Here is a 12,609-nt window from a genome sequence, read left to right as displayed (position 1 = left end):
GTCCGGTCGGCAAATCAGGATCCGCATACATTTTCGCCCTCGCGCCCGCGTACGAGAGCAAGGGCCGCTGCATCACCGGTTGTGAGCAAGTTTGCTCCTACGAGCTTTTCCTTGCACACCGCCATCGCCAGACCCCGCCCTCGATTCTGCATGAGCCATCGGATAGGCCACACCCGCGCGGTCTGATCCGCGGACGCGGTCACCACCCGCTGGCCGTCCGGGCTGAAGGCGGCCGAGCTCACGGGTCCCCGGTGCCCGGCGAGTTGCGCGATGACCCGGCCAGTCGCCGCGTCCCACACCCGCGCGGTCTGATCCGCGGACGCGGTCACGACCCGCTGGCCGTCCGGGCTGAAGGCGGCAGAACTAACCGCTCGCTGGTGCCCGCCGAACCTGGCGATCTGTTTTCCCGTGGCCGCGTCCCACACCCGCGCGGTCCCGTCCGCGGCCGCGGTCACCACGCGCCGTCCGTCCGGGCTGAAGGCCGCGGAAAAAACGGTCCCATGATGCCCGCTGAGCACCAGGATCTGTTTGCCCGTGGCCGCGTCCCACACCCGCGCTGTCCCATCCCAGGACGCAGTCACCACCCGCTGCCCGTCCGGACTATAGACGACGGAATCAACCGGCTCCTGATGCCCGCCGAGGATCAGGATCAGTTTGCCCGTGGTGGCGTCCCACAGCCGCGCGGTCCCATCCGCGGACGCGGTTACCACCCGTTGGCTGTCCGGGCTGAAGGCGGCCGAAAGAACGGTCCCCTGATGCCCGCTGAGCTGGGCGATCTGTTTGCCCGCGGCCGCATTCCAAACCCGCGCGGTCTGATCCGCGGACGTGGTCACGATCCGGCGGCCGTCCGGGCTGAAGGCCGCGAAGTAGACCCACCCGCGATGCCCGCTGAGCAGCGCAATCTGCCGGCCCGTGGCGACGTCCCACACGCGCGCGGTCCTGTCACGGGATGCAGTCACCACCCGCTGACCGTCCGGGCCGAAGGCGGCGGAAACGACCGGCTCCTGATGCCCGCTGAGCAGCAAGATCCCCTGCCCCGCGTCCCACGCGCGCGCGGTCCCGTCACGGGATGCAGTCAACACCCGCTGACCGTCCAGGCTGAAGACGGCGACGTTCACCGGCCCCTCGTGTCCGATGAGCTGCGCGATCATCTGGCCGGTCGCCGCATCCCACACCCGCGCGGTCTTGTCATCGGAAGCGGTCACCACACGCAGGCCGTCCGGCGTGAAGGCGGCGGAGCTTACCGGTCCCTGATGTCCGGTGAGCTGCGTGATCACGTGGCCGGTCGCCGCATCCCACACCCGCGCGGTTTTGTCATCGGACGCGGTCACTACCCGCCGGCCGTCCGGGCTGAAGGCCGCGGAGAAAACCGGTCCCTGATGCCCGGTGAGCTGCGTGATGACCTGCCCGTTCGCCGCATCCCACACCCGCGCGGTCTTGTCATCTGACGCGCTCACCACGCGCCGGCCATCCGGGCTGAAGGCGGCCGAGCTCACCAGTTCCCGATGCCCGATGAGCTGCGCGATCGCCTGGCCGGTCGCCGCATCCCACACCCGCGCGGTCCTGTCCGCGGACGCGCTCACCACGCGCCGGCCGTCCGGGCTGAAGGCCGCGGAGAAAACCGGTCCCTGATGCCCGTTGAGCTGCACAATCTGTTTGCCCGTCGCTGCGTCCCACACGCGCGCGGTCCTGTCCGCGGACGCGGTCGCCACGCGCCGGCCGTCCGGGTTGAAGGCGGCGAAATAAACCAGATCCTGATGTCCGCCGAGCTGCACGATCTGTTTGCCCGTAGACGCGTCCCACACCCGCGCGGTCCTGTCCGCGGACGCGGTCACCACCCGGCGGCCGTCCGGGTCGAAGGCGGCGGAATAAACCAGGCCCTGATGCCCGCTGAGCTGCACGATCTGTTTGCCCGTCGCCGCGTCCCAGACCCGCGCGGTCCCATCCCACGACGCGGTCACCACCCGCTTACCGTCGGGGCTGAAGACGGCGGAATCAACCGCATCCCGATGCCCGCTGAGCAACGCAATTTGCATTGACGCTTGCGCGCCGCGCATGAGCTCCAGCTCCGCGTCAACCGATCCCGGCGAGAGCCAACTCTTCCCCATCGCCAGTATCGCGAAGCGCATCGCGCGATCGTAATTTCCCGCGTCGTTCGCCGTCGTCGCGGCCGACGCGAACACAGCGGAAGTCTGGCGTGCGACCGTCCGAGTCTGATGAATGATCCACCCCGCTGTCGCAATCAGAATGACCGCGAATATGCCCATCAATACCTGGATGCGTCGTTGCGTGGACGCCGTCCGTGCCTGAGCGATTTGCTGCAACTTCAACTCGCGCTCCGCGCGCGCGTCCTCGTCGCGCCCGCGGCAAGCCCGCAAATACGAAAGTCCATCGGCGCCCAGCAGTCTTTCGAAGTCCGAACGCTGAAGGACTGCTTCCGCACTCGTCAGCCGCTCGCCGGCGTGGGCCAGCCACGCCGTCCCCTGCCCGTTCTTTTGCCACTCGTGCGCCGCTCGCTGCACGGTTTCGACTGCCTTGAGCGCATCTGCGTCCGCGTCGAGCCAGGTGGTAAGGACAGGCCACTGCCGCAACAACGCTTCGTGCGCGATTTCAACTATGGTGATTTCCTCATCGCCAGCTACGGCCTTGCGCCGGCCTTGCAATAGCAGTCGATACCTGATGAGACGCTTCAGGACCGCATGGGCGGATTCGGGAAGCTCATCCCAGCGTGCCACACGGCGCTTGCGCTGTTGCGTCAGCCGTTCGACGCGCGCGAGCCATGGAATCAAGCCCTCGCGCAGTAGACGCTCGCGCTCAGCCTTATCTGCTGGAACAGCGGGCTCTCTTCCGGGATCGGCAAATGCCGATTCGACTGCGGCCTCAATGGAACCGCGCACACCGCCGATCGCCTCATAGTCGGCTACGCTGAAGTTTCCGGCGGCGCCATAGTCGGTAAGTAGCCGCTCGAGCGTAAAAGCCAGCAAGGGCAATGCGTCTGCCCCTTCAGTGTCCTGAAGAAGCCGCTCGGTCAGCGCTGGCTGGATCGTCAGCTTACGTCCGGCGGCGGTCGCCCGCGCGGCAGGACCCTCAATCACGGCCTTGAATTCGGCACGCTCGAAAGGAGGGAGACTGAAGACACGCGGTGATATGCCGCGCAGCATTGGCGCGCTCCGCAATTGCTCGTAAGCGTCGGTGCGGATCGCCACGACTGCAAGCGCACGCTGCCGTTTGCCGATCGCCTGAATCCCCCCGCTTTCTGCCGCGGCTAGCGTCCGGGCAAGCACGGACAGGAAGTGCAAAGACTCCTCTTCGCCTTCTGCGCCGAACAATTCATCGCCCTGATCGATGCAGATCAGAACGGTCGGCGCAATGGCATCTGACCCGAGCCGCGAGCAGTGCAGCGTTTGAAGCTGGCCAAGCAATTGCTCAAATCCATCCGGAGTCTGAACTGCCTGGTGGATCTCGGCGCGCGTCCTGGGTACAGCGAGTTCCTGAAAGGCCTGCTCGATACTGACGACGAGTCCCGTGGCGCCGGTAAGAACAGCGCGCTCTGGCCGAATCACAGGAAGCGGCAAAAAGTTTCGGTCATCGCGCTTCAGGCGCGGCCACAGGCCGGCCCGCAGAAAGGACGACTTGCCCGCGCCAGATGCGCCGAGGATCACCAACATCCGCTCGATCCCCTGCTCGCGGACGCTGCGTAACGTATCGAGGCCACGCACGACCGCCGTATCCCGGCCAAAGAACACGGCCGCATCCTCGGCCTCCAACGCTCTCAGCCCCGGATAAGGGGGCCGCTCGACATCGTTAGCCGGCGGCCACGAAAAGCTCGACGCAGCGAGCCCCGCTCGTCGCAGCCCAAGCTCTAGCTTGGCAAGCCCCGCTTTGGCAAAAGAGACTTCAGTCTGCGGGACGAGCGGGTCATGCCAGACCCGGAAGCTCCGGCGTTGAGTCCCGGTGGCGAGATCACAGAGCTGCCATTGCGCCGTCATCTCTTTCGGCAAGGCGTCGGGCGGCGTCGGCTCGACGAGTACACCGAAGATCGTCTTGCCCAGAAATCTGGCAAGGCTCAACTGGGCCAGGCACGAGCGAGAGTCGCACCACGCAGGCGAAATCAGAAACAGCACGGCCTCGCAGCGGTCGGCCGCAGCCTTGAGCGCTTGTTGCCAGCGTTCCCCTGGCGCAAACCCCTTGACTGGCTCGAGGTCCAGGAAGTGGTCATCCCAACCGTTATCGGCAAGCCAGTGTCCGATCGCGAGCGCGAGAGCGTTATTCGCGCTCGCGTGGCTGATGAAGATCCTGGGCATCGCGCCGCGAACTGCCGGCTCGCAGTTGACTGCACTCGGAAAGGACACCATCCACCTCACGTGTTTGAGTCTGGCATCCCGCGCGCTGAATTGATTGCCTCAATGTTTTACGGCTCGCGCCTGACGGACGCGATCAGAGCGTCCAGCTTGTCTGCGGTCCTGCATTCGTCAAGCGGCGTGTAGACGGTGAGCTTGCGATCAGAGCCGTCCAGCAGCGCGAAACTGGTGTATTCGAAGACCATCAGGCCTTTTCGCGGATGCCTGATGCGCTTGATATTCGATAACGGATTGAGCACTTCGTGTCTGCGCCACCACGCATTGAATTCGTTGCTCCTGTGTCGCAGCGTCGATATCAGCCGCTCAAAATCAGGATCGCCCACGTAGCGTGCGCTGTCGTTGCGGAACATCGCAAGGGACGCCCGCGCCACTTCCTGCCAGTCAACGAGCAAACGACGGTGCCGCGCATTGGCGAAAACCATAAACATCAGATTGCGCTCATCCGCCGAAAGCTGCCCGTAGTCACCGAACACCAGGGTGGCTGCTCGATTCCACCCCAGGATATCCCAGCGACGGCCAGTGACGTAAGCGGGTTGGCCCGACAGGCTGGCAAGCATCCTTTGCACCGGTTCTTCGAGCTTCTCTGGATTCGTCGACCGGACTTCCGGCGACGGACGATCGCTCAGTACGAACAGATGCCGCCGCTCAACGGCGTCCAGCCGCAACGCATCCGCGATTGCTATCAGCACCTCTTCAGACGCGCGGACATCGCGCCCCTGTTCGAGCCACGTGTACCACGTGGTGCCGACGTCCGCGAGCATCGCGACTTCCTCGCGTCGCAGCCCTGGTGTGCGTCGTCGAAAACCGTCAGGCAAACCGACCGCGGCCGGACTCAAGTGCTCGCGCCGCGACCTCAGGAAGGCGCCTAGCTCGCAACGGCGTCTGTCAGCGGCCAGGGTTCTGACGTTCATCGTCATCGTGGTAGTTCCCTATACCAGTATCGATCCAGCACTGTTTATCGCGCGGCAGAGCGCACAGCATGAAGATGAAATCAACTTCCAGTCTATTCAATCATGAACATGACGAACAAGCTTGTGCTGGTTACCGGTTCCACCGACGGACTCGGACGCTGCGTCGCGAAGCGACTGGCAGCCCAGGGCGCACATGTGCTTATTCACGGGCGAAACATGGAACGGGGCGAATACGTGGTTCGCGAGATAGCGAGTGCGGGAGGCAAGGCCACTTTTTATCCGGCTGATTTGTCTACGTTCGCGGAAGTTCGATCGCTGGCGAGCGCGATCGGACGCGCGCACGATCAAATCGACTTGCTGATCAACAACGCCGGCATCGGCACCGGTTCGCCTGGCTCGATCAGGCAAGTCACGGCGGATGGAATCGAATTGCGGTTCGCGGTGAACTACCTCGCGGGTTTTGCCCTGACCAGGCTTCTGCTTCCTCTTTTGCTGAAGGGCTCCAGATCGCGGATTGTCAATGTTGCTTCCGTGGGACAACGCCCGATCGATTTCGACGACGTGATGTTGAGCCACGGCTATAGCGGTACCGCGGCCTATTGCCAGAGCAAGCTCGCGCAAATCATGTTCACGTTCGATCTGGCCGACGAACTGGCGCAGACCAGCGTGACGGCGAATTGTCTGCATCCGGCCACATACATGGATACAACCATGGTCAGGAACGGCGGCATCACGCCTCTGAGCACGGTCGCCGAAGGTGCGGACGCGGTTCTTCATCTTGCGGCCACCACCGGAATGGAAGGCCGTACGGGCCTGTATTTCGACGGCACAAGGCTCGCCAGAGCTCATGCCGACGCCTACAACCCCGCGATTCGCAAGCGGCTGCGTCAGCTCAGCTTTCAGTTGACCGACCCGTCGCTGGCACATTGACACATCGAACTTCGATGTCGGTCCGCCTGGGTTCCGGATACCCGGCATTTTTCAAAGAGCGGAAACTTCGACCATGTCACAACATGTCTTCATTGTCGGCGGCTCTTCCGGAATTGGCTTCGCTACCGCGAGCCGGCTACTGGATCGGAAATACGCGGTCACTATCGCCGGGCGAGATTCCGCAAAACTGGCCAAAGCGAAGGTCGCGTTGCGCGACGCTGCAAATACGGTGAGATTCGATGCGTCCGATACATCGACCATCGCCGGTACGTTTGCCGAGATCGGCGCAATCGATCACCTGGTTCTCGCGCTCGGCAGTGGCAAGGGCGGAGGCCCGTTTTCAGCCGTCAGTCTCGATGCGGTGCGGATGGGATTCGATGAGAAAGTGTTTCCTCATTTCGCGTGTGCTCAGGCGGCGCTTGCGTCGATTGCGAAAACCGGAAGTATCACTTTTCTCTCTGCCGTGTCGGCACACTCGGCCATGCCCGGAACAGCGGGCCTCGGCGCAGCGAACGCGGCGATTGCTGCGATCGTGCCGATCCTCGCGGCGGAGCTACGCCCGTTGCGGATTAATGCGGTTTCGCCTGGCGTCATTGATACGCCGTGGTGGGACTTTCTGTCGGCGAAAGATAAGGAATCCGCTTTCGCCGGCTATGCGGCGATTACGCCGGTAGGACGAATTGGCCAGCCTGACGACGTTGCCATGGCGATTGAGTTTCTGATTTCGAACTCGTTCATGTCGGGGCAAACCATCATATGCGACGGTGGAATCGGTCTGGAGTCGACTGGTCGGGCCGTACCGCTGACCGATCCTCGCTGACGATGAACGCGGAATCGACCGTATAGCGTCGAAGAATTGAATCCGCTACGCATCACCTGTCACCGGTGGGAACGATGCCCGCCGCCTCGACCATCAGGATCACCGTTTTCTCTGGTGCTCGAGGGCGATGCAGCAGGCCTTTATGCACGACGAACGCTTGTCCCGGGCCTAAATCAACGACCCCGTCCTCGAGGTCGATCAGGAAGCGTCCGCTAACGACGTAAAAGAATTCGTCCTCCGCGTCATGTTTGTGCCAATGATATTCGCCCTCGACGACACCCAGCCGGACTACCGATTCGTTCACCTGACATAGCGTCTGGTTGTACCAGGGATGGCGGTTTGCCGCCACGAGGGCGGGCACGTCGATGACTTCGCCGCAGGAGTAAAGGACGTTAAGGCGAGTCAGATAGGGAAAGGCATCGGTGCTCACATCAGTCTCCATGAACGTTAGTTCGTGTCGAAGATGCGAGCCACTTTAGGCCGCGGCAGTTCTGTTGGTCTTGTACCGGACCGTCAATCCTTGGTACAGGAGTGATCTTCAAGCAACTGCGCGCGATACGCGCCTGGTGTGAGCCCCATCCTGCGCCGAAACACGCGCGTAAAGTGGCTTTGGTCGGCGAAACCGGCGTCCTGAGCAATCGCTTTGAGCGAATGGCGTCCACTGGTCAATTGAGCGCATGCGAAATCGAGTCGAAGCTGGCGCACGTATTCTCCGACAGTACAGCCATAGTGCTTGCGGAATTCTCGCGCGAGGTGGTCGGCGCAAACATGGCTGTCCGAAGCGATTTCGTCCAATGTCAACGCGTCACGAAAACGATCGTGCAGTAATGCTTCCACGCGGGCGAGCCATCGACGTGAACCGCCAACCGTCGCCGTACGCGGAGCGGCCCGCTCGCAGGCCGCAAGAAGTTCGAGTACCAGCCCTTCAACTGCTAGCGACGTCGCTGAATCCTGCTCACGGCACTCGCGGACCAGACGGCGCATGAACGACAGCGGAGCTCCGCTGGCAAAGTCACCCGGCCGATCGAGGACTTGGGTGCGGCCACCAAGCCGCTCTAGCCACGAGGACGAAAATTCGACATGGAGCGCCTTGCCGCCGGCGCCGTACCAGCAATTTGCGTGTGGTACGCCTGCGGGAAAAAGCGTTAAGGACATCGGCCCGTCTTCGCCACGGCGTGACGGCCAGGATCGTGTACCGCAGCCGTCCAGCACGAAACAGAAAAACGGATTCACATGTTCGTGCTGCGGAATGATGAGATCCGTTGCGAATCGGGTCTCCACGACCGAGATGCCATCATCCCTGTATTGCAGGGTGGTAGTGCCGAAATAGTCGCCCGGCTCGAGTACCCGTAGCATGGGACTGCTCCCAATGAAAGGATGCGGTCGATATTACACACTTCCATGGAACCGTACGCGGCTAGCGGCGAGCCGAGGTAGGCACCGACCACGTTGGTAGCGATGAAGTAGCGCTGGTTGGTGACGTTGTCGATGTTCAGATCGGCCCCCCAGTGACGCTCCGCGTAACCGAACTGCAGGTTTGCGATCACGGAAGCCGGTACCCAGTCGTAGCCGTTGGCAAAGCCGTTCGTCATCCGGCTCATGTAATCAATGCCGGCACCCGCATGAAAACCCGCCCTGCCGAAGAGGCTGAAGCGGTATGTCGCCCAAAGGTTCGCCATAAAGGCGGGCACGCCCTGCGGTGCCGTTCCGACCGCGCCCGGGGGTGTCCGGGCTATAAGTGATATGCGCCTGCTGTCCGGTAAAGTTCGCGTACACGTGCCAGTTCGACGTGAGATCCGCGTCGAACGAAGCTTCGCCGCCGCGCGTGCGCTGCGAATCGAACGCGAGTTGGTCCTCACCGAACGGAGTCGCCACGTGTTCCCGCTGTACGTCGAAGAGCGCGGTGTTGAGCACGTAGCGGCCGTCGTCGAACGACCACTTGACGCCCAGTTCGTATTGCAGCGCTGATTCCGGTGGGCCGATGGAAAATGCCGTGTTTTCGGAGTTGAAATTCGCGAGATAGCTGCGCGACACGCCGAAATATGGCGTCATCCACGGAGTCAGCTTGTACAACATCCCGGCGCTCCAACTGGTCGGGGCGTCGTTGCGCGTGTACGTGTTGCCAGGAACCAGCGTGATGCCGTCGTTGGCCGTACGATTCGGCTCGCCGGGGACCGGGTTCAGCGTCAGCGACGTACCGAACCAGTCCTTGCGCACGCCGGCGCGGATCTTGAATCTATCCGTCACGTCCACCTGATCGGTCGTCCACGTTATCGGGAGCGGCCGCTGGTCTGGTCGCATTGACAACGATGGGTCTTAGAGTGACCGGCGCTTCAGTCTGTTGAGCGGCCGCGGGTCGAGTCTGCTGTGCATTCGCACCGTTGGCGAGCGACAACATTGCAGCGGAGACGGCGATGGCGATTCTGGATGGCGATGGCCTCATTGACTCCATTCCATTGCGGCACATTGCATCGGCTTCATGCTGTGGCAAACGAATCCTGAGTGTTCCTGCCCTTCGACCCGCGAAATTTATCGTTTGCGCGTGTCACAGACATGAACAGTCACACGGCCAACGAATGCGAAATCGTTGTCGTGTAATCGCGACGCCATCGCTTTCTATCGAGGGGCGGCCTACGCGACCTCGCATCGGAAATGCCCATGCAGCTATGCGGATCGCTTATGCGAACAGATCGAGTCCGTTCACCAGTCGTTTGGCCAGACGCGGTTGACGCAATTGCTCCAACCACCATTGAAGCGCGCGCCCTTCGTGGTCGCCACGCCAGGCAACGTACAGCACGTTGGGTTCACGGGGATCGGCCGTGTCTTTCTCGACGAGTTCGCCCCGCTTGAGCAGCGCCGCAATCCTGCGTCTCGGCAGCCAGCCGACACCGAGGCCGTCACGCTGAGCCAGAATCTTCGCGCGCATGCTGGGAACGGCCAGCGAAGCCTGGCCGCCAACAACGCCATAGGCGCGGCCCGGCGTCATTCTCGACGAATCGGCCACGACGACGGCACGATGGGCCGAGATATCTTCGCGCCTGAGCAGACCTTTGGGTGCCGCCAGCGGATGACGCGGCGCGACCGCGAACACCCATTCCATCACACCCAGCTCGAACCACCGCAGACCGGGTATCGCCGGGGGTTCGATCGTCGCCCCGACAACCAGGTCGCCCCGGCCTTCGCGCAGCGCCTCCCACGTGCCGCCCAGCACTTCATTCGTGACCCGAAGCTTGACCCCCGACTGCAACGCGTCAAACGCACGGATAACCGGCATCACGAGTTCGAACTCGATGATCTCGTCGATCACGATCCATAACCGGTCCTCCCAGCCGCTCGCGATCTGCCGAACCCGCTGAGTCATGCGAGCCACGTCCTGCATGAGCCGGCCCGCCTCCTCTGCCAGCGCATGCCCAGCCGGGGTCAGTTGCAACCGGTAGCGCCGGCGATCGAACAACAACGCGTCGAAGCGGCTCTCTAGCTGGCGCGCGGCATGCGACACAGTTGACGGCGCCTTGCCCAGTTGCGCGGCCGCGCGCGACAGGCTCCCGGTCTCCCGAATCGCTTCCAGCAATGCAAGCTCTTCCGCCGACAACATGTTCCACTCCATCGAACGTATTCATCGGGACGATCGTACGGCAATACCATGCTGATGGTCCATCATGCTGTAAGGAACCTGAACGTCTCGCGAACAAGGAGCGTTCCGCAACTGGGTGACCACCGACGGCAGTCCCGGGCCCAGCGGGCCTGGCGGCTTTCGCGCCGACGCTGACAGATACCACCTGTACGTGAGCCTCGCCTGCCCGTGGGCACATCGTGCGTTGATCGTGCGGGCGCTCAAGGGCTTGAACGAGATGGTCAGTGTGTCGGTAGTCCACTGGCTGATGCTCGAGCACGGATGGACCTTTGCCGAGGGGCCCGGTGCTCGACTTCTCCACCCCTCACGATCGCGCGCGATTCACGCCTGCCAGGTAGGAAACCTCAGTCATGTACTAGGCTCATCTGATGCTCCCTCCGGTTCGCGGCCTGCGACTCAATAACGTCGCGCTCGCCGTGGGCAACCTAGGCTCGGTTTCGTCGTGACCGGTAGACATGGTGTGGGCTGACCAGCCGTTGAGCGCCGAGCGGCGCTCAACCTTGTTGCGCGATCCGGAAGGAAACCTGATTCATATCTTCGGCCCGATATTGGGCCGCGCCTGAGACCGCATCGCTTTCGATCGCTTCGCTTAAAGCTGACTCATGCCGCCATCAGCAATGATCTCCGTGCCGACGATAAACGCCGATTCGGGTGCCGACAGATGCAACACGGTGGACGCAATTTCCTCTGGCGTGCCGAAGCGTCCCAGCGGAATCTGATTGAGAATTTGAGCGGCAGTGGCTTCGAGAGTCGCGGCATCCATGCCGAGCTTGCCGTACAGCGGCGTTTGCACCGGCCCGGGGCTGACCACATTCACGCGCACGCCGCGCGGCAATAGTTCCGAGGACAAAGTCCTGGCGAGCGAAATCACGGCAGCCTTGCTGGCCGCATAAACGGATGAACCCGGCATGCCGATGTGCGCGTTGATCGAGCCGTTGATCACCACCGAAGCACCTTTATTCAAATACGGCAGCAGCGACTGGATCTGAAAATAGGCGCCCTTGACGTTGGTATTGAAGCTCGCGTCCCAGAGCGCTTCGTCCACGTCAGTGAACGGCGCGAACTTTGCGGCGCCCGCGTTGATGAAGACCGCATCGAGCTTGATGCCTGCATCGCCGATCGCACGCGCAAGCTCGCGCGCGGCCGCAACCGATCCTGTGTCGTTACGAACCACCACCGCGCTAGCGCCAAGCCCCCGTTTCGCCTCTTCGAGGGCCGCGCTGTCACGGCCCGTGATGACTACCCGGGCGCCTTCCGCGGCGAACGCCTTTGCCGTGGCGAGGCCAATTCCGCTGCTACCGCCAGTGACCAATACAGATTTGCCATCAAATCGCGTCATGTCTTTCTCCAATGAGTCAGTTGAGTTACTGCGATTCAATGATGCGCCCTTTCAATTGAAATACCGTACGGTCCGGGCGATGCAGTCGTTCGAAATAATCGAACATCTTTCTCGATCGAATGTGCGGGCAACGCGCGCAAGGTCCTGGGCCGCGTCAATCCAGCCAGCCGCGCAGCCGCGCGTGATCGAGAAAACGATAGACGTCGGGCGCAAGTTCGGACGTGCCGAAAAGCCGTTCGAGTTCGCCGATGATGTCGTCGAGCTCGTGTGCTCCGTCGCAACGCGCGAGGATCGCGCCGGCACTAGCGTTGAGCTTAACCATGCCTTCGGGGTAGAGCAGCACGTAGGTGTCCTGCGCCGCTTCCCACTGCAGGCGGAAGACGCTCCGCAGGCGGGGGCGCAGCGGCACGCCGCTATCGGCGTCACGTGTGTTCATCGCGATCCTGGTGTCTTCATCGTCGTTCGTTGCGTGCGCCGCCCGCGGCGCGACTGATGCGGCGCGGGCGGCACACCGCAGCCCGCTCAGCGATTGGCGATATACATCGTGATTTCAAAGCCGAAACGCACTTCGGCGTACGACGGGGTGATCCATTGCATGGCATGTCTCCTTGTTT

The 12,609-nt window shown here is 62.6% G+C and carries 11 protein-coding genes and 1 pseudogene; 3 read left to right on the top strand and 9 right to left on the bottom strand.

Translation table 11 applies throughout. The annotated features are described in order from the left end of the window. Positions 1-14: 14 nt before the first annotated feature. The gene (locus BC1002_RS06310) at positions 15-4,304 is read right to left on the bottom strand and encodes an nSTAND1 domain-containing NTPase (RefSeq protein WP_238537926.1); all 4,290 of its coding nucleotides are present in this window, start codon (positions 4,302-4,304) and stop codon (positions 15-17) included. A 107-nt stretch (positions 4,305-4,411) separates the two neighbouring features. Continuing rightward, on the bottom strand, positions 4,412-5,278 hold the full coding sequence (locus BC1002_RS06305; RefSeq protein WP_013089236.1) for a helix-turn-helix transcriptional regulator: 867 nt from the start codon (positions 5,276-5,278) through the stop codon (positions 4,412-4,414). A 96-nt stretch (positions 5,279-5,374) separates the two neighbouring features. Here BC1002_RS06305 and BC1002_RS06300 point away from each other — a divergent pair, with 96 nt between their 5' ends. Continuing rightward, positions 5,375-6,202, top strand: coding sequence for an SDR family NAD(P)-dependent oxidoreductase (locus BC1002_RS06300; protein WP_013089235.1), 828 nt, complete (start codon positions 5,375-5,377; stop codon positions 6,200-6,202). 73 nt (positions 6,203-6,275) lie between these two features. Beyond that, positions 6,276-7,022 carry an SDR family oxidoreductase gene (locus BC1002_RS06295; RefSeq protein ID WP_013089234.1) on the top strand — a complete coding sequence of 249 codons (747 nt, stop codon included), beginning with the start codon at positions 6,276-6,278 and terminating at the stop codon, positions 7,020-7,022. 52 nt (positions 7,023-7,074) lie between these two features. Here BC1002_RS06295 and BC1002_RS06290 read toward each other — a convergent pair whose 3' ends face one another. The 4 genes from BC1002_RS06290 to BC1002_RS06275 all read right to left on the bottom strand — a co-directional run bounded on the left by BC1002_RS06290 (position 7,075) and on the right by BC1002_RS06275 (position 10,617). After that, positions 7,075-7,452 (bottom strand): cupin domain-containing protein, encoded by a 378-nt coding sequence (locus BC1002_RS06290; protein WP_013089233.1) that lies wholly within the window; start codon positions 7,450-7,452, stop codon positions 7,075-7,077. Between the two features lie 83 nt (positions 7,453-7,535). Next, on the bottom strand, positions 7,536-8,378 hold the full coding sequence (locus BC1002_RS36115; protein ID WP_013089232.1) for a helix-turn-helix transcriptional regulator: 843 nt from the start codon (positions 8,376-8,378) through the stop codon (positions 7,536-7,538). A 249-nt stretch (positions 8,379-8,627) separates the two neighbouring features. Next, a complete protein-coding gene (locus tag BC1002_RS39545; protein WP_311734583.1) occupies positions 8,628-9,269 on the bottom strand; it encodes a TonB-dependent receptor domain-containing protein in 642 nt (213 codons plus the stop codon). A gap of 430 nt (positions 9,270-9,699) precedes the next feature. After that, positions 9,700-10,617, bottom strand: coding sequence for a LysR family transcriptional regulator (locus tag BC1002_RS06275; protein ID WP_013089231.1), 918 nt, complete (start codon positions 10,615-10,617; stop codon positions 9,700-9,702). 88 nt (positions 10,618-10,705) lie between these two features. On the opposite strand from BC1002_RS06275, the pseudogene BC1002_RS36110 reads away from it, so the two are divergent. Beyond that, positions 10,706-10,942, top strand: a pseudogene (locus tag BC1002_RS36110) (glutathione S-transferase family protein); the annotation flags it as partial. A 303-nt stretch (positions 10,943-11,245) separates the two neighbouring features. On the opposite strand, the gene BC1002_RS06270 reads toward BC1002_RS36110, so the two are convergent. From BC1002_RS06270 to pqqA, 3 genes are all read right to left on the bottom strand, one after another. Further along, the gene (locus BC1002_RS06270) at positions 11,246-11,995 is read right to left on the bottom strand and encodes an SDR family oxidoreductase (RefSeq protein WP_013089230.1); all 750 of its coding nucleotides are present in this window, start codon (positions 11,993-11,995) and stop codon (positions 11,246-11,248) included. 154 nt (positions 11,996-12,149) lie between these two features. Beyond that, a complete protein-coding gene (gene pqqD / locus BC1002_RS06265; RefSeq protein ID WP_013089229.1) occupies positions 12,150-12,431 on the bottom strand; it encodes a pyrroloquinoline quinone biosynthesis peptide chaperone PqqD in 282 nt (93 codons plus the stop codon). Between the two features lie 86 nt (positions 12,432-12,517). Continuing rightward, entirely contained in the window at positions 12,518-12,592 is a 75-nt protein-coding gene (pqqA, locus tag BC1002_RS39715; RefSeq protein WP_083788695.1) for a pyrroloquinoline quinone precursor peptide PqqA, read from the bottom strand. Positions 12,593-12,609 lie beyond the last annotated feature (17 nt).

This window comes from Paraburkholderia atlantica (assembly GCF_000092885.1).
GTDB classification, from domain to species: domain Bacteria; phylum Pseudomonadota; class Gammaproteobacteria; order Burkholderiales; family Burkholderiaceae; genus Paraburkholderia; species Paraburkholderia atlantica.
The sequence above is the reverse complement of the archived record's forward strand: the minus strand, read 5'-3'. Positions and strand labels throughout refer to the sequence as shown.